Source organism: Microcoleus sp. M2_D5 (assembly GCF_036701935.1).
Classification (GTDB): domain Bacteria; phylum Cyanobacteriota; class Cyanobacteriia; order Cyanobacteriales; family Microcoleaceae; genus Microcoleus.
This window is the reverse complement of record NZ_JAUBRP010000074.1, coordinates 1-21,456: the sequence shown is the minus strand read 5'-3', so window position 1 is coordinate 21,456 and position 21,456 is coordinate 1. Positions and strand designations below refer to the sequence as shown.

The following is a 21,456-nucleotide window of genomic DNA, read 5'->3' as shown; positions in this document are numbered from 1 at the left end:
GTATTAGAATTACTCTTCTCTCTCTTCTCTAACTCTGTGTCCTCTGCGCCCTCTGTGGTTAATAAAAAAAATCATGTTCACCAATCAAATAAGATATTGATATGAGCTTAAAAATCTACTTTCTGCGACACGGTGAAACAGTTTACAGTAAAACAGGCGGCTTTTGCGGCGCGATCGACCCAGAATTAACGCCCGAAGGTTCTCAAATGGCAGAACAGTTTGCTGCTACTTACGCAAAATTGCCTTGGAATGCTGTTTATGTCAGTCCGATGAAACGCACAATTGCTACTGCCAAACCTTTGTGCGATGCTGCGGGCATTGAGATGCAAGTCCGCGACGGACTGAGGGAAATTAAGTACGGTGAGTGGGAAGGCAAAACTTTAGAATTAGTCAAAAAAGAATATACAGAAGATTATATTAACTGGCTGACAGAACCTGCTTGGAATGCACCAAACGGCGGCGAAACTTCGGTGCAAATTGCCAGTAGAGCTTCATTAGTTATTGCAGAAATTGAGGAAAAATACAAAAGCGGTAATGTTTTGGTTGTCTCCCACAAAGCCACTATTCGGATTATTCTGTGCAGTCTCTTGGGGATTGATTTGGGACGTTATCGCGATCGCATTGCCGCTTTAGCAGCTTCTGTCAGTATTGTCAAGTTTGACGTGCGCGGCCCGCTGCTGGAGGTTTTGGGCGATCGATCGTACATGGATGAAACTCTCCGCAATTTACCCGGTACTTGAAATTGCGGATAAGGTGCGGAGGCGCACCCGGAGCGTCTAAAACTAAATCGCGCCTATGTAAGACAATCCTAAAATCGTACCCGTTCCCAAAATATGACCGAAGCAGAGACTTCCCACAAGTGCACCCAAACTCAAACCGCCCAACGCACCCGATAAGGGCGAGGCTGGGCCTGTGGTAGGCTTCTGGATGGTTGATTTGCCGATCGCAATAGCTAAAATATTGCAAATAATCATAATCAAACCAGTCGTGGGGCTCCACTCTACGGTTCTGGCGACAGTGGCAAGTAAAATTGGTGTAAACATCGATCTGCTCCTTAAACTTTACTAAATGAAAATCTGCCTAGAAGATATATCAAAAAAATGCAACTGTTAGCTACAGATTGCATTAACAGTTAATTTTTCGACATATTTCTTAAAATTTTTCCCAGGATCTCAAGGTTTCTTCGTCTGTGCAGGCGGATGAAAATTTGACAAAATGCGATTGCAATCGCCTAGCGATCGAAAGAACGAATCAACAGGAAATAATCAAGCATGAAAATACTGGTGTTAAATGCGGGGTCTAGCAGTCAAAAGAGCTGTCTTTACGAGTTAAATGATGTTCTGCCCGATCGACCTTTGCAACCCCTCTGGGAGGCTCAAATAGACTGGACTCACCAGCAGGGTATAGCAGAGTTGAAAGTCAAAACAGCAAAAGGCGATCGGCTTGAAGAGGAGTTTTCCTCAGACTCTCGCCAAGATGCTATTTCTCGAATGCTGGAGACTCTGTGGCAGGGAAAAACTCAAGTTACTAATAGTTTAAATGAGATTGATATTGTCGGCCACCGCGTCGTACACGGCGGACAAGATTATCAGCAAAGTACGTTAATTTCTGCCGATGTTAAACAGGCGATCGCCCGTTTATCTCTTTTCGCCCCCGTACACAATCCCGTCAACCTCGAAGGTATAGAAGCAATTGAAAAAAACCTCGGAAATGTGCCGCAAGTAGCAGTATTTGATACAGCTTTTCACGCACAATTGCCGCCTGCAGCCTTTGTTTATCCCGGCCCCTACGAATGGCTGGAAAATGGGATTCGGCGCTACGGTTTTCACGGGATTAGCCATCAATATTGCGCGCGTCGGGCAGCCGAGATTCTGGATCGAGATTTGGCAGATTTGCGGTTGATTAGCTGTCATTTGGGCAACGGATGTTCTCTGGCAGCCATTCGCGGTGGCTGGAGTGTTGACACGACGATGGGATTTACGCCTCTGGAAGGATTGATGATGGGAAGTCGATCGGGTTCGATCGATCCAGGCATTCTCATTCATCTGTTAAAACAATCCGATTTTACTGCTGAGAAAATTGATAGTATTCTCAATCGAAATTCCGGTTTAAAAGGGATTTCAGGGGTGTCTAGCGATCTGCGGCAGATTGGAGATGCGATCGCCCGAGGCAATCAGAGAGCTCAACTTGCTTTGGATATTTACATCCACCGTTTGCGTGCCGGAATTGGTGCCATGCTGGCGAGTTTGGGAGGGTTGGATGCTTTAATTTTTACGGCGGGAGTTGGGGAAAATTCTGCTGTTGTACGGGCTGCCGCTTGCGAAGCTTTTGGATTTATCGGGTTAAAATTGGATGAGGATAAAAATCAACAGTCACCGATCGATCGAGATATTGCGGCAGTGGATTCAGCCGTGAGAATTTTGGTAATTCACACACAGGAGGATTGGGAAATTGTGCGAGAATGCTGGAAACTTTCTCACTAAGGAATGAGAATTAAATAACTTCCACAAGTTTGTGGGATGGGCGTCCCGCCCGTCCAAAAAGGATGGGCTTTCAGGCCCATCCCACAATAACAATTAAAATTGTAAGTTATTTAATTCGCGCTCCTAACTTATTTTATAAATTCCTGCAACAGCGATGCCCACTCAGCTTCGCAGAATCGTCAACAATCACGAACGGCGCAAGCAGATTTACGCAGATAAAGAGAGGTAAAGACGTTTATTCTTCCATTGTCCCTGAAACAGCATTACTCTTTCAGCAATGCTGTGAATTGATGGTAGCGCCGATTACAAAACTTGCCTGGGCGCGATCGGAATTTCAATAATAAACTCGCTACCCTCTCCAGGTGCAGAAACGCAAGTCAATTTTCCACCGTGAGAACTGACAACAATCGAGTGAGAAATAGACAATCCCAAACCAGTTCCCGAACCCACGGGTTTAGTTGTAAAAAATGGATCGAATATCTTGTGCAGCACCTCCGTACTCATCCCCGGCCCGCTGTCGGCAATTCTAATTATGGCAGAATTCCTGTCAGTCACCTCTGTAGAAATTGTAATAGTAGGTTGTTGATGAGAGTTTTCCGGGGCATCTCTTGCTACGAGGAGAGCATCGATCGCATTTGTCAAAATATTCATAAATACCTGATTCAACTGAGACGCATAACAAGTAATTAGGGGTAGCGTGCTGTAATTTTTAATCACCTCAATTCCCAAACGCCCGCCCTCTTTTCTCAGGCGCGGTTGCAGCAACATCACCGTACTGTCAATGCCTTGATGGATATCTACCGACTTCATTTGCGCTTCGTCGAGGCGCGAGAAATTCCGCAAGCTTAGCACAATATCCCGGATTCTTTCCGCTCCTACTTTCATGGAATCCAGCAGCTTTTGCAAATCCTCGCTCAAGAATTCCAGCTCAATTGTTTCTATTTCTTCTACAATTTCCTCAGCAGGTTCTGGATAGTGCTGCTGGTAAAGCTCAATCAATTTTAGCAAGTCTTTAACGTATTCGCTAGCCGGATTAAGATTACCGTAGATGAAACTTACAGGATTATTAATTTCGTGAGCTACACCAGCCACCATTTGCCCCAAACTCGACATCTTTTCCGTTTGGATTAATTGAGCTTGAGTTAGTTTAAGTTCGCGCAAAGTTTGCTCTAAACGCTCGTTCTTTTCATTTAACTCCTGCGTCCGCTCTTGCACTTTCTGTTCCACAGAATTGTAAAGCAGAGCATTTTCTAAAGAAATAGCAACTTGGGAAGAAAGCAACCTTAAAACTTCCAATCTGTGGGGAGTAAATGCTCCGACAGTCAAATTGTTTTCTAAATAAAGAATGCCGATCAATTTCCCTTGATTGATGATTGGAGTACACAAAATAGATTGCAGTTTGTGTTTAGCGATGTAAGGATCGGCTGTGAATAGTCCCTCAGCCGCCGCATTGCTCAATACCAAATCCGAGCGAGTCCTTTCCACATAATTAATCACCGTCACAGGTAAATCGTGATAGTCTGCAACAGGCGTAAATTGCAGCACAGCTACATCTTCGGCAAATACTGACGCTTTAGCTGAAATCAACAGTTGACCATCTCTAACTAAAATCAGAAAACCTAATTGAGCCCCCGCATTTTCCAAGGATATTCTCATCAAAGAAGCCAGCAACTTATCGAGGACAATTTCGCTAGAAATCGCCAGAGATGCTTTCATTACCGTTGCCAAATCCAGCACTCTCGCATCGCTGCCAGTAGAAGTATGAATAGTTGTGGTAGTTTGACTGTTGTTAAAACTGCCGTTTAGCGGCGTCATTTCCCGCAACTGCGGATACTTCTGTTCTAAATCTTCTACTTTGCGAACTGCACCCCAGCGCAAGTAGCACGAGTGAGCTTCGCGCAAGTGGATTTTGGCATATTGATACTTGCCTTTACTCAACCAAAACTTAGCTGCTAGTTCATTAGCTAGCGCTTCATTTTGGACAAATTCATTGTCTTGGGCTAAATTGATAGAGAAATCGTACAGTTCTACAGCTTCTGAATCTTTCTTGGAAATTCGGGCTATTTCTGCTTGTACTAAAAGGTACTTGTGTAGAAAATTTTCGGCACAGTTATCTGCCCAAATCTTCATCTGTTTTTGGTTTTCCTCTAACTTTTCCAAGTATTCCTTTTGCTTGTCTTCTGAAACATTGGGAAAAACGGCGGCTAAAGTTAGAGAAAAGAAAAAATTCCATTCGGTAGCGGGTATGGCTCCGGTAATAAAAGATAGCTGTTTTTCTACTTCAAAAGCTAGTTGTAGCGCTTCGTTGAAGTTGCCGTACCAGTACATTACCTGGCATTTGCGAATCTGATAAAGGCAGAGCGAGTACAAATTTTGATGAGCTTGACAGTTGTGTACGTATTCAGCTTCGCTGATATCTTCGCTTTCAAATACAAACTTTTCAGGAGTTAGTTTGCTCAAGTTACGCAGGATTAACTCTACCCCTAATAATATATCGGTTACGAGCTGATTTTTGGTTTTTTGGCTGAACTGCAAATACCTGCTCGTGTCGGCTAGAATTTGCGAGATTTCTTTACCTTGAAAAAATGAGTTAGCTATGCGGTTGGACAGGATATAACCCGCATACTCTAAATCTCCTGATTCTAAAGCTGCTTGATATCCTTCATTGCTGATTGCGTGGGAATCTTTGATGTGGTTGAACCAGTAATAAAAAATACTGACCAAGGATGAACAGGCTCTGCATTTCAAGCCGATATTGCCCGATTTTTCGCTGAGATTCAGCGAGAGCAAGCCGAATTGATACGCAGCTTTGTAATCTCCTGAAACTGCGTTTAAGAACATACCGTAGCCAGCATAGCAAAGAGAGGCTTCGGGTACTAAACCGTATTGTAGAGAAAGATTGACTCCTTTTAAAACGCTGACTTTCCACAAGTCGGGATTTTTGAGGTACGCCGATGTCAGCAAGTTGGTAATTAATTTGACTGCAACTTTTTTGTCGGGTACAGTCATTTCGGGGGCGTCAATTAGGGAAGCTATTTCTCTACCGGCTAAAATATTCGTGGCTGTTGCAAATTCTTCGGATATGACTTTTTGTAGTCCGTCTAGCGGCAAGTCAATTCCGAGCAAGTCCAAAGCTTTGATTCCGGCTTTAACGGCTTCTTCGTACTTTGCCCGCAGGGTGTACTGCACGATCAGCAGGTTGTAAATTTCTACTTTTTCTAAGGGCGATCGCGCTTTTTCGAGAGTTATATTAATAAATTCTTCAGACTTCTCGAAAAAACCGTTTAAATACTCAACATTTGCTCGCTCCATGTGCAAGGCAAAGGCTAAATCGTAGTGGGCATCCCAAATATCAGCGCTCAAACCGTCCATGCCTGCGGTTAAATACTGCAAGGCAGCAACATAAGCAGTGGCATCTTTGGCTCTGCGGGCTGCGTCTAAATTCAGGGTTGCCAGTTCAATTAATTCGCGATCGTCTTTAATTAGCGATCGAGCCACATTCAAGTGATCGACTAATTCAAAGATTCTGTCAGCGCGATATTCAGCCGGGGTGTTTTCTAGGATTTGCCTGCCTATCTTCAGGTGAACAGCCTTTTTTTGCGAGTCGTCGATCAAAGCGTAAGCGGCTTGCTGTACGCGATCGTGCAAAAATTTATAATTCAGAATTAATAGCGGAAACAGCACGTAATCTAATGACTTGCTTTCCAATTCCGAAGTAGGCAGGATCAGTCCCGACTTAATCGCGGGCAACAGGTGAGAAAAAGTTTCCGAAGCTTCTTTTTCATTAATTAAAGAAAGAGTATTCAAGTCAAATTCGTTGCCCAAACAAGCCACCAAACGCAAAACTTGCTGCGTTGAGCTTGGCAGTTTTCTCAATTTTTGTACCATCAAATCTACTACATTGTCAGTGATAGCGCACTGCTCTATCTGAGTCATATCCCAATGCCAGCCGCCCTTGCTCCCAAACTGTGGCGGGTGAAAAACTAGCAGGTTTTCCTGATACAATGTTTGCAGAAATTGATTGACAAAAAAAGGATTGCCGTCGGTTTTGCTGATTACCAATTCAGCTAAGGGTTTGACAGATTCTCGATCGCTGTGCAAAGTCTCTGCAATCAAATGAGTTATGTTTTCCACCCCCAGCGGCGACAAAGCAATCTGATTAATGATAGCTTCCTGATTTCGCAGCGTCTCCAAAGTCATCATTAAAGGATGAGTAGGACTAACTTCATTATCCCGATAAGCGCCAATTAAAAACAGATATTGCGTAGCTTCATCTGTCATCATCAACTCGATCAATTTGAGAGTAGCAGAATCAGCCCACTGCAAATCATCAAGAAAAATGACCAGCGGATGTTCTGGCTGGCAAAATACGCGAATGAAATTTTGAAATACTAAATTAAAGCGGTTCAGAGATTCCGTCGGCCCCAATTCAGCTACCGGAGACTGAGCTCCGACAATTAGTTCAACTTCGGGAATGACATCAATAATAATTTGCCCGTTTTGCCCGAAAGAAGTGCGGAGTTTTTCGCGCCAAACTGCTAATTGAGCTTCGCTTTCAGTTAACAGTTGCCGCACCAATTCCGAAAAAGCGCTGACAACGGCCGAGTAAGGAATAGTCCGCTTGTACTGGTCAAACTTTCCCCAAATAAAATATCCGCGCCGGCGGGTAATCGGTTTGTCTAAAATCTTCACCATTGCAGATTTTCCAATGCCGGAATAACCGGCAATCAGCATCATCTCGCTCCGGGATTTATGCTGTCCTCTCGCCAAAACTGACAAGGGAATTTCTTTTTTCGATTTGCTCTCTTTTTTGATGACAGAAATTTGAGAATCGTCGGTGCGGTAGCCTCGATTATTTGTTGCTGCTACCCGTTCAAAGGCCGCTAAAAGAGTTTCAACTTCTCGCTGTCTGCCGTAAAGTTTTTGAGGTATTTGAAATTTGTCTGAAATATCTTGGCTGCCGAGAGGAAAATCGGAAACAAACCCAGATGTTTGCCACTGAAACAGGCAGGATTCCAAATCTGCTTTTAGTCCCCAAGCACTTTGATAGCGCTCCTCAGCGGTTTTTGCTAACAATTTCATCACAATATCTGAAACACTTTTAGGAATTTCTGCGGCTATTTCAGCGAGAGGTACTGGCTGTTTGGCTATGTGACAGTGAACTAACTCCATAGGATCTGTAGTGGGAAAAGGAAGTTGTCCTGCCAGGATTTCATAGAATGTCACGCCGAGGGAATAAAAGTCGGTGCGGTAATCGACTACCCGGTTCATTCTGCCGGTTTGTTCGGGCGACATATAGGCTAAAGTGCCTTCTAAAAAATTGGGGTTTTTATTGGGAATATTTTCCAGGTTCGATGCTGTAGAGATGCTGAAATCTATGAGTTTCACTTGTCCTGTAGCAGGATTAAAAACTATATTAGAGGGATTTATATCTTTATGAATTACATTTTTTCCGTGAATTTCTCCCAAAGTTTCAGCAACTTTGATGGCAGTAGTCAGAAATCCTAAAATGGTAAATTTTTGGGAAGCCATAAATATTTTTAAAGATTCCCCGCCAAAATCTTCTAATATCATTGCCAGACTATTTCTAACCTGTTGCAACTTATACACTTTCACAACTCCGTCCAACAGGCTTAAGTTGGCAGTGATCTCATATTCGCGCTTGTATCTATTCAGTTCTTCGGGAGTTGGATAGTCTTCTTTGATAAGTTTGATAATAACAGGTTGGTTGTTCTGCTCGTTGTGGCCGCGGTAAACCAGGGAAGTGCTGCTTTCATAAATGAGAGCGAGAACTGCAACGCCGGGAATTGCCATCATAGTTGGGTTCTCTCAAATTAGGTGTGCTCGATCAATGTTACAGGACTGACGCGCGGCGGGCTAGAAACCGGGTTCCTTCGTTGCTAGTCGTTGACAAACCCAAGATTTTTTCGTGTAAATCGGGTTTCTTTTCGTAAATCCTATGTTATTCTTCATTATCGCTCAAGAGCTATCTTTTGGGATGTATGGGAAGACACGCCTTGACAGCAAAGAACTGCTGAGGTGACAAAAGCGCCTTCGGGGTTTTGTCACCTCAGCAGTTACGTAAAGAAAAGCACAAATACAGGATTTGTGCAAGGATTTACTGTGAGACTCGATCGCACGCCTGACAAAAAAAACAATCTCAGCTTTTAGGAGATTGCTTGAATGAAGGCCTCACACCTCAATCAAACCGCCAAAAGGTGCAACTCATAACTACACGCTAGTCATCAACGCGCCGGCTTGAATAATAACCTTTAATCTCGGAGTTAAAAAATTTCCCTGTAGAATCAGCATCTTGTAGAGATTCCCACATTTGGGGTTCCACATCGCTGTATTGATAGACTGACCCGCTGCTAAATTCTATTTGCAAGACTTGCTCCTCTTCATCGTACCCGATCGATCTAGCCATTTCGGAATCTACCGACATCATCGCAATTGGTTCTTTGCTTGAAGCAATTTCTTTTAATTCTATGCCAGCACAGAGTTCTGTTGAATCTGTATTCGCGATGAAATCAACCATTTGCAGCCCTTGCATTGCAGCTTCGGGAGCGGCAATTTCGATAAATTCGACTTCTTCCCCCCGCTCGATTAACAGTCCTAGCTTGCCGTTAGAGTGACCCACTGCTAATACGTTGCTCAAGTCTATTTTGGATAGTTTCATGGGATTTGTCAAGGATTGATTTTACGTCAATATCTCCCCCGCTTTGCAAGTTTTGATGCCGGGAAAATAGTCTATCAATTAATAGTTTATTTTAAATTGGCTAAAAAGTCAATGTACATTTTTTTGCGAAAATTCTGGCAGCAATCTAGGTGTAAGTTGTCGCGCATTTAAATTGTATATTCTGCGCGGGCGGGACGCCCACCCCACAAGACTTTGATTTTTTTTTGACATACAATTTAAATGCCGCAACAGCTTAAGTTGCGCCAGGGATATCATACGTTGATAAAATTTGCCGATTTATTAACGAAACTTGACAATAAATTAAGAATTATTGCCAGAAAACAAAGGTAAAGTTATGGGAATTGCAAGTTAAATCCCAAGCAGCAAAAGCGTTTGAGCATTTCTCAAATCTGTAAATCCTCAGAAAGTTACTATTTCTAAAGAATTCATCCGGTGAGAAAATCAGAAACAACCTTAAAATTTAGCAGTAATCGCCCGATCGGGCAATTCTCAACCAGCACCAGGAAAAATACCTATGAAATTGGCTTATTGGATGTACGCAGGCCCAGCCCACATCGGCACTTTGCGCGTGGCCAGTTCCTTCAAAAACGTCCATGCAATCATGCACGCACCGATTGGAGACGACTATTTTAACGTCATGCGTTCCATGCTGGAGAGGGAACGGGATTTCACCCCGGTAACTACCAGCGTCGTTGACAGACACGTACTGGCGCGGGGTTCCCAGGAACGGGTGGTGGACAACATCACCCGCAAAGACAAAGAAGAACGCCCAGATTTAATCGTGCTCACCCCGACTTGCACCTCCAGCATTCTGCAAGAAGACTTGGAAAACTTCGTGGAGAGAGCTCAATTGGATGCTAAAGGCGATGTATTGCTGGCGGATGTTAACCATTATCGGGTAAACGAACTCCAAGCAGCCGATCGCACTTTGGATCAAATCGTCCAATTTTACATTAACAAAGCCCGCAAAAAAGGCGATTTAGTAGAAGCCAAAAGCGAAAAACCATCTGTCAATATTATCGGTATGTCTACCCTGGGTTTCCACAACCAGCACGACTGCACCGAGTTGAAGCGTTTGATGGCAGATTTGGGCATTGAAGTCAACGAAGTTATTCCCGAAGGTGCTTCGGTTCATAACTTAAAAAGACTGCCGCGCGCTTGGTTTAACTTGGTTCCTTATCGGGAATTGGGGATGATGGCCGGGGAGTATTTGCAAAAAGAATTCGGCACGCCGATGGTCGATATTACGCCGATGGGTGTGGTAGAAACTGCGCGCTGTATCCGCAAGATTCAGCAAGTTTTGAACGCTCAAGGTGCGGATGTTGATTACGAAGATTTCATCGACCAACAAACGCGGTTTGTGTCGCAGGCTGCTTGGTTCTCAAGGTCGATCGACTGCCAAAACTTAACCGGCAAAAAAGCCGTCGTATTTGGCGATAATACCCACGCTGCGGCGATGACGAAGATTTTGGCTCGCGAGATGGGAATCCACGTTGTGTGGGCTGGAACCTACTGCAAACACGATGCTGATTGGTTCCGGGAACAGGTAAGCGAGTATTGCGATGAAGTGCTGGTGACAGACGATCACGGGGCGATCGGAGATGCGATCGCCAAAGCGGAACCTTCGGCAATTTTCGGCACGCAAATGGAACGCCACGTGGGTAAAAGGCTTGATATTCCGTGCGGTGTGATTGCTGCGCCGATTCACGTCCAAAATTTCCCGATCGGCTACAAGCCATTTTTGGGTTATGAAGGCACGAATCAGTGCGTAGATTTGGTCTACAATTCCTTTACTTTGGGAATGGAAGACCACTTGCTGGAAATCTTCGGTGGCCACGATACGAAGGAAGTGATTACTAAGGGTATTTCGGCTGACTCTGATATGGGTTGGACGAAGGATGGACAGGCTGAGTTGAATAAAATCCCCGGTTTTGTGCGGGGTAAGGTGAAGCGGAATACTGAGAAGTTTGCGCGCGATCGGGGGATTGATAAGATTACCGTTGAGGTATTGTACGCGGCCAAGGAATCTGTCGGCGCATAGGTTATGAGTGGGGTGGGCTTCTTGCCCACCTTAGTTAAAGTTTACTTACATTTTTTATGAGATATTAATCTGATAGCAAATACATTTTATGTTAAAAACTAAACATCCAAATTATGATGTACTTAATTTGATCGGATACGGACTAGCAAAATTTGATAAAGAGTTTGTCATAGCCTTCGGAACAAAGACAAAACAAGAATTTTACAAAAAGCTCGTGGATATAGGAGTTGCTGAAACTGTTGGTACCATTAAAAATCGCCAAGATTCATTCGATCCCTTCTTTGATAATGCTAGAAAAGGTTGGTGGCAAGGTAAAAATTACTATCTTGCTCCTGTAAAAAATTCAATTGATACACTTTTTGGACAAGAAGATGTAACTTCATACGCAACAATAGTCAAGCTATACTTACAGGATAACTTTCAAGCTAAGTATGAATATAGTCAACCTGTCAGTCCGATTATTAAAAGTAAATTTAAGCAATTGCAACTAACAGGCAAAACAGCCGAAGATTTCTTTATCAAGAATTATCAAAATATTCCTGCTTTTAAAAAAGGTGTTTGGCAAGATGCTAGGATGTTGGGGGATGGGTATGACTTTCAAATTGAGATATCTGAAAAATCCCATTTTTTTTTGGTAGAAGTCAAGGGTGTTAAAGATAGGTCAGGAAGTATTAGATTAACGGAGAATGAGTATTTAAAAGCTCTGGAATACCGAGATGACTATGTTTTAGTTGTAGTTAGTAATTTAGGTGAGAAACCTTTGATGAATACAATATTTCATCCCACCCAAAAAATAAATTTTTCTAAAAAACAAACACTCATACAGCAAGTTACTTATCATGCAGATTTTAAGGGGAGTAAAGAACAGCAATAGTAAAAAGAAGAAATTACCTGTACCCGCGAATCAGAACTATTATTCTGAACGGAAAATGAGAGCGATCGCCCTTCTCAAAGCAAGCGCGATCGCCCACCTGAAAAATTGCTATAATATCAAATGAGCCAACCTTGCTCTCAGTGAAAAAATATGTCAACCCCTACAGAAACTCCCCAAACAAGCACCCTTGAGATAACTATCAATCAGGAACAAAAAGAACAGTTAGAAAAAGCAGCTACCCTGTGGGGTCTTAGTCTGAGCGAATATCTGCTCGAAGTTGCTCTAAATCTAGCCGAAGAAGTGCCACTTAAACCAGAACAGATCGTTCTTTCCGCACCAAATTGGGAAATTGTTACCTCAGCGATTGAAAACCCACCAGAACTTAACTCTAAGCTGAAAGCAGCGATCGAAAGGTATCGGCAAAAATACGATCGCAAATAAATAATGGAATGGATTTTTTGCTCTATAGATGATAGCCGGGTGATTCGGGAGAATTTTGATTGCGGTGTGCCGGAGTTAAATCAGTATCTCAAAAAATATGCCCGACAAAATCAAAGAAAAGGGATTGCTAAAACTTGGGTGGCAATTCCTCAAGACGGTGACGGTCAAGTAGCAGGTTATTATTCAATAAGTATGGCTGCATTACAACTAGAGTTACTTCCTGAAAATTACAGAAGAGGGTTGCCGCGCTACCCCCTTCCAGTCATGCGGATCGGAAAACTGGCAGTAACTCAATCAATGCAGGGTAGAAGACTAGGTGAGACACTGCTAGTCGATGCTTTTAACAGAGTGATTCGTTTGTCAGAAGATATAGGAGTATTGGGAGTGATAGTTGACGCATTGAACGAACAAGCTAAGGAATTTTATTTGCAATACGAGTTCATTGCCTTAGAAGGCGATGAACTCTCACTTTTTATTCCCATGACTAGGATATTAGAAGCTTTTACATAAGTAAAAGACAAAAGTTTGTCTTAGCTAAGAAAAGGCGATCGCCCTTTTTCAACCAAGGGCGATTCCCTTCGGGATAGCTTCGCACGCGCGTACTTCAATAACTCGCAACCAAAATTAATCGATCGGATCGAAAACTAAGGTCAATCGAGCACCGGGAAGCAGTTGTTTGAGAACTCGCAAATGACCCTCTGCATCAGACCAACTGCGAAAGCGACCCACAACGACCCTTTGTAGATTTGGAAGCAAACGAACAACGATCCACGGTCTGAGACGTTTCTCATACGGCATAATAGGTGTATCTCCTTGTTAATTGGAGCCATAGCCAGTCCTTGCTTTTCCACGGCGGGGGACTGGCTTTTGACTTTGCACCGGTGGTGTGCTGTACAAATTATTGCACAAAAGGCCCTAATTGGTAGCAGAAAATTACTAAAATAGCGTTATAACACCGCGATCGGCGTAAACTTGTATGATTGGGAGCGTTCACAAACAGTAAATATTGACAGTGAGCAAGCGCGTTCACATCACACTCCCCGACTACATCTATGAATCCTTAGAACTGTGGGCCGACCGGCAAGGTAGACCCACAGCTAGTTTGATCGCTTTTATCGTTGAAACAGCGGTTTTGGAAGCGAAAAAAAAGGGAGATTTACCTTCTGAACCTGAAAAGCCCAAAAACGGCGCGTAAAGACTTCCCTCGTGGGTTGCTGGTGCGTGTCGCCCGATCGCACTTATCGAAATTGATGAAAACTAGCACCAGCGCCCGCACTTTACACCCAATATTTAAAATAATTCTCTGCTTTGTCCTCGCGATCGCCTGCTAGTGCATAAGTCCTATCAGCAATCGAAAGTGCCAGTTATTTAATTGTCCGTCGGCTAGTCAGTTGCAGAGAAACTCACAAAAAATATCATTCTCAGTAACCAGCTTTCGACTATAAATTCAATCCTATTGTGGGGCGGGCTTCTAGCCTGCCCCTAAAACCTTATTGAGAATAGTGCCCGATCTCAGGGGAAACGGAAACTGCATCCAAAGATTTCCTCCTTGAGGCCAATTGCGAAAACTGTACAGTTCGATCGCCCCAATCAATCCCACTTACCTAGATTAGACGCATCAACATATTTTAAACGAATGACTTATGAACTTCACAGCAAGACTCACACAAACCAGCTTACTCGGTTTAATGCTATTTGCCAGCAATCCAGGAGCAACCTTGGCTTTAGGACAATCGAACACAAGCACTGCACCAACAGCGTCTCGCACTCAGTCTCCGATTGAAACCATACAAATAGCTCAGGTATCCACTCCCCAAAAACTGGTGAGAGATTTTTGTACTCGCAAAAGACAGAAAGTGGAAAACTATTTCGAGACCAGCAACTTTCGGATTTATCTGTGCTACAACCACGCCAATCAAGTATATTACTACGGCGTTAAAAAGAGTAACGGCAGCACGATCGCCCTGCGTGCTCGTACTGAAGAGGGGACTGGTTACGTGGCAAAAAATGGCACCTACGATTACATCGTTACAGGAGCCAGCCTCAGTGTTTATAACAAAGGCAAACGCATTCTCCAACAACGAGTGATTCGCTCCCTTTAGTATTTAAATGCGATCGCTCTTTCAAGCCCCGACTTCTTTAAAAAGCCGGGGATATAACAGAATATCTGGCTTTTCTGCTGAGGCAGACGAAAGTTTGTCTAATTTAACCTCGAACTCAAATGATCGGCGCTTCGCCACATTTGAGTTTGAGGTTAACAAGTTTCAACCGCCGAATAATCTCGAAATAAAAAAACCCTCCCCAACAAGGATAAGGGAGGGTAAAAAAACAGTGAAAAATTTAAGTTTTTGCAGAATTAACAATAAGGAGTTACATCCTCGCCGCACTCGTCAGCCAAATAACACAAAGCACGAAAGCGAATCCCAACCACTTGCTCGTAAAGCGGATTTAACTTGCACAGTGGGGGAATTGATAATAAAGTGCGATCGCCAATTTTGATTTCTCGCTCAAACGGACACTGGCTGGGAATCAACTTACACAGCAACCGAGCCAACTTTTGACTTTTAATTGCAGTGTTATCAAGCCATTGTTTTAGCGGATGCAAGGGGTCAAAGTGTGGCTTTTGACCGTAAGGCTGAGAATTTGTAGCGACATTAACGGCGGTTTCTTGTTTGCCAAATCCTACCCAATGTGGCAGAGTTCGGTAGGAGACTGTATGCTCAAATACGTTCATTTTGCTCTCTTCCTCTTTGATAACGAGGTGCCAAGAACTCTCTGTAGAGCTTGTGCGATATTATCTACAATCAGTATCTACAGCATCTCGTTTTGCTTTACCGGATTGAACTTCTTAAATTAATGACTTAGGGCGAGAAAAGTTGTTCCTGATTTTTTTTAAAAGGCGGTGTGCGCTCTAAAAAGTATCCTCATTTCAAGCCCAACAATTGATCGATCGGGCAAAAATTATGTCTTCTACGTTTTAGCTTCAACATTCGGTTGAATCTCCTTTTGTAGTTCAATTACAATTGTGACGCATCCAGGTGAATTATCCTATACGTGAAAATGCGGAATTTTTAATAAAACTTATTATATTTTTAAATAAGCTCTGCTGCAAAAAACCCTGAAACCCCGCCCCAACAATCTTTGCTCGCGATCGCTCAGAAACTTCTACAATGAGAAATAATCGGTATCACCGTCCTCACCACCCATGAGCAACCCAGAAACCAAAGCTATCGCCCGCGAATTGCAAAGCCACGCCGCCATTCTCGGCGGCTTCGTCTCCCTCCTCTGGATTATCGAAATTGTCGATGTATTCCTATTCGGAGGCAGGCTGAATGCTTACGGAGTCCGCCCCCGCAGCCTCGACGGACTTCAAGGCATCCTGTTGATGCCTTTTCTGCACGGCAGTTTTGCTCACTTAGCCGCCAATACCCTCCCTTTTTTGACATTGGGTTGGTTGATCATGCTGCGAGAAATTAGCGACTTTTTTATCGTGAGTGCCGTCACTGTGCTAGTCAGCGGATTCGGAGTTTGGCTGACTGGCGCGCCCTATTCCGTTCACATTGGTGCCAGCGGATTAATCTTTGGTTACTTCGGCTTTTTGCTGCTGCGGGGCTATTTTGAACGCAGCTTTACCTCTATTTTGTTATCTTTAATTGTCTGTTTCTTCTACGGCAGTTTAATTTGGGGAGTTTTGCCGCAGCAGCCGGGAATTTCCTGGCAAGGGCATTTCTTTGGCTTCGTCGGCGGGGTATTAACAGCTCAACTTTTGGGGCGGCAGAAACGGCGAATTAACTAGAATAAGACTGAGGCTGCATCCTATCATCCCTTGGTTTATTGCTCATAAATTATCTAAAAGCGTAGGTTTTTTGTCAATAAACCTGGTTTATTGTGTAACAATTGCCTCCCGGAAAGCAAGACTAACTGCTGACCAATAATTCAACGCGGGCAGGCAAGCACACAGTAAAAACCGAACCGCAACCTAACTCGCTTTCAACCTGCATATCGCCCCCCATCATCACGCAAAAGTGACGGCTAATAGTCAATCCCAAACCCGTGCCGCCATACTTGCGCGTAGTTGATGCGTCGCCCTGCATAAATGCTTGAAATAAATGCTGCAATTGTTCGGGGGGAATCCCAATGCCCGTATCAGCTACGCGAAAAATTATTGAGTCGGAAGGTTCTGCTATTTCTTGAGTTGTTAAGCTGTCATGTTTAACTCTTTCAATACAGAGGGTAATAGTGCCATGTTCCGTAAATTTGGCTGCATTGCTCAGCAGGTTGAGCAATATTTGACGAGTTTTGGTAATGTCAGCATACATCATTCCCAAGTCGCTACCACAATCAACTTCAAACTTATTAGAATTTTTATCTACCAAGGGTTTGACAGTAGAAACTACCTCGTCAATTAGATTAACAGGGTTGAAAGTTTCTAAGTAAAGTTCCATCCGCCCCGCTTCAATCTTAGAAATATCTAGAATGTCGCTAATTAAAGATAGCAAGTGTTTGCCCGCTGTTTGAATTTTTTGCAAGTCGGGGATAAAATCTTCGCAGCCTAAATCCTCGGCGTCTTCTGTGAGCATATCGCTGTAACCAATAATTGCGTTGAGGGGAGTTCGCAATTCGTGGCTCATATTAGCTAAAAAGGCGCTTTTGGCTTGGTTTGCTGCTTGAGCTGTTTGAGCGACTTTTTGGAATTCTTCTGCTAATTTGCGCTGGGTAATATCTTCAGCAATACCGACGATGCGGTAAATTTCCCCAGTTTGGCTGCAGACTGGAAAAGCCCGATCGCGCACCCAGCAAACTGAACCGTCCGAGCGCACTACCCGATACTCCTCATCATAATCGCCCCGCACCTGTTTGGCAAAAGCAGCCTTGACGCGATCGAGATCCTCCCGGTGAATAGCATCCCAAAAAGCCTCCGGTTCTGACTGCAAACTCTGACAGCTCAAATTCCATATTTTCTCGCAAGCAGGGCTCACATAAACTAGCTGCTTTTGATTGGGTTCTCTAATCCAAAATACCTCATGAATATTTTCTGCCAACTGGCGAAACCGCTCCTCGCTGGCCCGCAACTGCCCCACAGCACTGTGAAATTCAGTCACATCCTGAATCAGCGATGCCACCCCGATAATGCTGCCGTCAGCATCAACCAAAGTCGTATTGTACCACTCGCAAAGAATTATTTTTCCGTCTTTTCTGATGTTCTCGTTAATACTACTAATTCCGCCTTGATTAGTAAGCAAAGTTATAGATAGTTGCCTGACATACTCCTTAGCATTTTCAGGAACTATGAGATCGACTCCGTGGCATCCCATAGCTTCCAAGCGGTTGTATCCAAAAATTCTTTCCGCTGACAAATTCCATTCCGCTACTTCAAAGTTTAGATTCCATTCAATCGCTCCCAAAGGAGTTTGGTGAAGATGGAGAGCCAGTTTTTGCTGCGATTTTTTCAGAGAAATAATTAATTGATTTTTGTCGGCGATCGCAGATTCCACCCGATCTTCGAGAGTAGTAAACGACTCTTCCAATTGAGCGGCCATCATATTAAAAGAGCGAGCCAGGACACCCACCTCATCCTCTCGCTCTACAGACGCCATCAAGCGGGAATCTACTGCCATCCCGTCCCATTCTCCGCGGGACAAAGCCTCCGCAGCCTTGCTCAAACGCCGAATCGGTACAACAATCCACCTAGAAGTCAGAGCGCCAATCGCCGTTGCCAGCACCAAAGCACCCAGACACATCACCACAGTATACCGAGTGTTGGCATTAATCCTTTCCATAAAATCGGCTTCAGGAACCGTCACCACAATCAACCAGTCGAGGCCCCTGTTGTCTAAAAGCGGCGTCACCTGTAGAAATTGCCGTTGACCGTCGATCGTAAAATCTAACTGGCGAGATCTGTCAATTTTGTGCAAATCCCCGAAGCGTTCAGTCAAATAGCGGGCGGTCGATCGAATTAGAACATTCTTGCTGCTCGTTGCCACAATCCGTTTGGCAACACCATTGCTAACAATAAATGGCGGTTCCAGAGTAGAATTTGCCACCAACTGCCCCGACCTTTCTACAATAAAAGTCTGTCCTGATTTGCCAATTTTTAGACTTTCCAAGAATTGATTGAGCTTGGAAAGTGCCAAGTCAGAACCCAGGATGCCAATCAGTTTACCATTCTCGCCATAAACTGGTACAGCCGCCGTAATCGCTAGTTTGGGAGCGTCAAAATAATTATAGATTTTACTCCAAGTCGGTTTGCCTGCGCGCACCGGAGCTATGTACCAAGGTCGGACGCGGGGGTCGTAGTTGAGAGTAGTTTTTAATAGTTGAGTTGGTTCCTCCAACTCTGACAGCCCGTAGCTATGCAAATTATAGCCAGTAGATTGATTAGAAAACTGAACTTGCAACTTGCCGTCGTCGAGGCGTTCAACTCCAATAAAATCTTTTTTTTCCGATGCGAATTGAATGTAGCTAATTTTATCGAAAATTTTGATTTGTTTGTAGAAGTAGCGTTGCAAACTATCACTATCCTGCACGTTCACAATGCCGAGACGGATGGCATCGAGATTGAGCTGATTGATTTGGTGTGGCGTTTCAATATAACTATTAATATGTTGCTGGATACGCGATGTGACTTCTGTCCGCAGTTGGGCGGCAACATGGTTGACGGCTATGCGCCCGTTCCGCAACGACAGCCACCCCGTCAACCCTACTGCAGCGAAAGTCTGGAGTGCAAAAGGCACAACAAGGACGATGCGAATTGGCACTTTGCCCGACATTTTTAAAATCGGATCTGTCAGATATTTGATTGGCATGATAAAGCAGAATTATTATGAACCCACAACATTCCGGTCATTCGATTTTAGATTTTAGATTTTAGATTTTAGATTGACACCACGGATAAATCCGGGGGCTTGAGGATGCAAGGATTTTGGATGTTGGATTGATTCCACGGATAAATCACGTGGCGGGGACCACCTTTGAAATTATCGGTCAAGTACAACTTGATGAGCGCAGGTTTTGAAGTTGAGATGGTTTTAGTAGGCGAAGTGCTGTTAATAACTCGGAATCTGCCGCTGGCAACTGAGTTTTTAACGACTGCCACCGCCATCGAGAGCGCGATCGTCGGCTTTGGGAGCATTGGCGATCGAGATCGATGCACTATCAATCCTGAATGCACTCTACACACTCATACTATTATAGATTTTGAGATTAAAGAATTGAATAATTGCGAAAAACTGATTCTGTAAGGGTTTTGAAGTTGCCTGCAGTTGCATTCTTTTTTTTAAATAGTCTCTGAAACCGGGTTTTTTTAGCGTTTTGGCGGGCTGTAACTAACTATTGTCGTGAAAAAACCAATTGGTGAATAGCCACCCGTGCATCCACCACTAACTATTTTTCCACTCCTGACGCCCGCTAATCCAACCAATCGAGTTTTTGGTTGACTCATGCCTGAAATGACGTATTTTGGCGTTGAAACCCCCTTGCTGCGTCAGTTCTATTTGACTGATAGCGCGATCGAAAGTTATAAGTTTTGACAAGAACTTTAATTGATATCTCCACAAGCAGCTACTTTTGATAGAGTACAACTTAATTGCGACTGGGTACAATCAGCATAGTAGGATGCAACTAGCGGAGGCATGGATGATGAACGCAGTTATTGCTACTCTTGGCACTGCTCTCGGACTGAGCTCAATTTTTATCGGTTTGACCCCGGCGGTTCTCGCCCAACAAAGACTGCAACCAACGCCCCAATATTCGGAAACGACTTTATCTGGGGACTCGTTGAGGACTGTGGAGGACAGAACTTTAGACTCGGACTACCAAAACTTGATTGGTGAACCAGAAACGGGGGCTAATTCTGCTAGAAGGGAAAGAAGCTTGGGCGACACATTTCGTCTCAAAATCGAGGGCCCATTAGAATTTATTACTACTCCTTCGGACGCCCAGCGTCAAGGAAATCCTTTACCTCCAAAACAAACCGACAGCGGTACAGAAGCGGGAGTTCAGCTTCAGCTAGGACTTTAGGATTTTTAAATAAATTGATGCGAAGCAAACGAGCGATCGCGGAACCCCATATTTGATTCTCGGAGTTATTGTGACTGCGATCGCTTTTTTATCTGAGTTTTATCACCAGTTTTGTGCTGTTTCCATCACACCTGGTTCTCTATTGTGAACCTAAAATTAGACCAATTAAACTTCCGATACAGACTGATTAGCTACATATCTTTACAAAATCGCATAAAACTGGCGGTGAAGGTGATGAGAAAGGCTCAACTGATCGATTATTTGCGGGGAGAGTTGGCGATATCGAATTCGGCGATCGCCGTTGCTCTCCGACACGGCGAACAAGATGCCAGCGAACTGCCGATGGTGCTGTGGCAGTACGGGTTAGTAACACTGGAACAGTTAAACCTGATTTTTGATTGGTTGGAAGCTCAGCCGACTTAGCAAATTAAAATCCTGATTTAAAAAATATGGATATCGGATTGCAGATTTTTGACAAATAAAGCTTGCACCAACGATCGTCGAAAAGTATAGGGTTGAGTGTTTAGGTTGAGGGTGGGTCTTATTTTGTCCAAATTAGAAAAATACAAATATAAAGTATGGACACAGCAGTGCTGTGTCCTCTTTTTTGTTGCGGCCTAAAATCAACTGCTTTCATATCAAATCTGGCAGCATCGGAATTAATATTACGCACAGCTTTCGAGACGGCAGTGCCGTGTCCCTACAATTAACTCTCTTTTGTGACTTCGGGCGAGAGTATAGCGGTATGGTGCGTCGCTCATTGATAGTGGTAAATAATCAGAATTCAGGCGGCGACGCACCCTACTTTAATTAGGATCGTCAATTAAATAATTTCCCTTTTTTCTTGTGGGATGGGCGTCCCGCCCGCCCAGAAAGGACGGGCGGGACGCCCATCCCA

The 21,456-nt window shown here is 43.9% G+C and carries 17 protein-coding genes; 12 read left to right on the top strand and 5 right to left on the bottom strand.

The genetic code is table 11. The features are described from left to right. The first annotated feature begins 101 nt into the window (after window positions 1-101). Complete coding sequence (locus QUA50_RS23920) at window positions 102-740, top strand: histidine phosphatase family protein (RefSeq protein WP_333266992.1); 639 nt, start codon at window positions 102-104, stop codon at window positions 738-740. A 42-nt stretch (window positions 741-782) separates the two neighbouring features. Here QUA50_RS23920 and psaK read toward each other — a convergent pair whose 3' ends face one another. After that, window positions 783-1,043, bottom strand: coding sequence for a photosystem I reaction center subunit PsaK (gene psaK / locus QUA50_RS23915; protein WP_333266994.1), 261 nt, complete (start codon window positions 1,041-1,043; stop codon window positions 783-785). Window positions 1,044-1,271: 228 nt separating this feature from the next. Here psaK and QUA50_RS23910 point away from each other — a divergent pair, with 228 nt between their 5' ends. Beyond that, window positions 1,272-2,483, top strand: coding sequence for an acetate kinase (locus QUA50_RS23910; RefSeq protein WP_333266996.1), 1,212 nt, complete (start codon window positions 1,272-1,274; stop codon window positions 2,481-2,483). A gap of 303 nt (window positions 2,484-2,786) precedes the next feature. Here the strand turns inward: QUA50_RS23910 and QUA50_RS23905 are convergent, their stop codons facing one another. Then, window positions 2,787-8,300, bottom strand: a complete 5,514-nt coding sequence (locus QUA50_RS23905; protein WP_333266998.1) for an AAA family ATPase — start codon at window positions 8,298-8,300, stop codon at window positions 2,787-2,789. A gap of 421 nt (window positions 8,301-8,721) precedes the next feature. Then, window positions 8,722-9,162 carry a KTSC domain-containing protein gene (locus QUA50_RS23900; RefSeq protein WP_333267000.1) on the bottom strand — a complete coding sequence of 147 codons (441 nt, stop codon included), beginning with the start codon at window positions 9,160-9,162 and terminating at the stop codon, window positions 8,722-8,724. Window positions 9,163-9,697: 535 nt separating this feature from the next. On the opposite strand from QUA50_RS23900, the gene bchB reads away from it, so the two are divergent. The 6 genes from bchB (at window position 9,698) to QUA50_RS23870 (ending at window position 14,641) form a co-directional block, all read left to right on the top strand. Then, entirely contained in the window at window positions 9,698-11,224 is a 1,527-nt protein-coding gene (bchB, locus tag QUA50_RS23895; RefSeq protein WP_333267002.1) for a ferredoxin:protochlorophyllide reductase (ATP-dependent) subunit B, read from the top strand. Between the two features lie 88 nt (window positions 11,225-11,312). Further along, entirely contained in the window at window positions 11,313-12,098 is a 786-nt protein-coding gene (locus QUA50_RS23890) for a DUF3883 domain-containing protein (RefSeq protein ID WP_333233967.1), read from the top strand. Window positions 12,099-12,248: 150 nt separating this feature from the next. After that, window positions 12,249-12,539 carry a DUF1778 domain-containing protein gene (locus QUA50_RS23885; RefSeq protein WP_333267005.1) on the top strand — a complete coding sequence of 97 codons (291 nt, stop codon included), beginning with the start codon at window positions 12,249-12,251 and terminating at the stop codon, window positions 12,537-12,539. A gap of 3 nt (window positions 12,540-12,542) precedes the next feature. After that, window positions 12,543-13,049, top strand: a complete 507-nt coding sequence (locus QUA50_RS23880) for a GNAT family N-acetyltransferase (protein WP_333233969.1) — start codon at window positions 12,543-12,545, stop codon at window positions 13,047-13,049. 502 nt (window positions 13,050-13,551) lie between these two features. After that, window positions 13,552-13,734 carry a ribbon-helix-helix domain-containing protein gene (locus tag QUA50_RS23875; protein ID WP_333233970.1) on the top strand — a complete coding sequence of 61 codons (183 nt, stop codon included), beginning with the start codon at window positions 13,552-13,554 and terminating at the stop codon, window positions 13,732-13,734. A 448-nt stretch (window positions 13,735-14,182) separates the two neighbouring features. After that, entirely contained in the window at window positions 14,183-14,641 is a 459-nt protein-coding gene (locus QUA50_RS23870) for a hypothetical protein (RefSeq protein ID WP_333267007.1), read from the top strand. A 254-nt stretch (window positions 14,642-14,895) separates the two neighbouring features. Here the strand turns inward: QUA50_RS23870 and QUA50_RS23865 are convergent, their stop codons facing one another. Further along, entirely contained in the window at window positions 14,896-15,273 is a 378-nt protein-coding gene (locus tag QUA50_RS23865; protein ID WP_333267009.1) for a Mo-dependent nitrogenase C-terminal domain-containing protein, read from the bottom strand. Window positions 15,274-15,744: 471 nt separating this feature from the next. Between QUA50_RS23865 and QUA50_RS23860 the strand changes: the two genes are divergently transcribed. Beyond that, window positions 15,745-16,335, top strand: a complete 591-nt coding sequence (locus QUA50_RS23860; RefSeq protein WP_333267011.1) for a rhomboid family intramembrane serine protease — start codon at window positions 15,745-15,747, stop codon at window positions 16,333-16,335. A gap of 121 nt (window positions 16,336-16,456) precedes the next feature. Here QUA50_RS23860 and QUA50_RS23855 read toward each other — a convergent pair whose 3' ends face one another. Further along, the gene (locus tag QUA50_RS23855; RefSeq protein WP_333267013.1) at window positions 16,457-19,345 is read right to left on the bottom strand and encodes a PAS domain S-box protein; all 2,889 of its coding nucleotides are present in this window, start codon (window positions 19,343-19,345) and stop codon (window positions 16,457-16,459) included. A 192-nt stretch (window positions 19,346-19,537) separates the two neighbouring features. Between QUA50_RS23855 and QUA50_RS23850 the strand changes: the two genes are divergently transcribed. The 3 genes from QUA50_RS23850 to QUA50_RS23840 all read left to right on the top strand — a co-directional run bounded on the left by QUA50_RS23850 (window position 19,538) and on the right by QUA50_RS23840 (window position 20,981). After that, window positions 19,538-19,780, top strand: a complete 243-nt coding sequence (locus QUA50_RS23850; RefSeq protein ID WP_333267014.1) for a hypothetical protein — start codon at window positions 19,538-19,540, stop codon at window positions 19,778-19,780. A 373-nt stretch (window positions 19,781-20,153) separates the two neighbouring features. After that, window positions 20,154-20,558, top strand: coding sequence for a hypothetical protein (locus QUA50_RS23845; protein WP_333375196.1), 405 nt, complete (start codon window positions 20,154-20,156; stop codon window positions 20,556-20,558). A gap of 234 nt (window positions 20,559-20,792) precedes the next feature. After that, window positions 20,793-20,981, top strand: coding sequence for a DUF2949 domain-containing protein (locus QUA50_RS23840; protein WP_015178546.1), 189 nt, complete (start codon window positions 20,793-20,795; stop codon window positions 20,979-20,981). Window positions 20,982-21,456 lie beyond the last annotated feature (475 nt).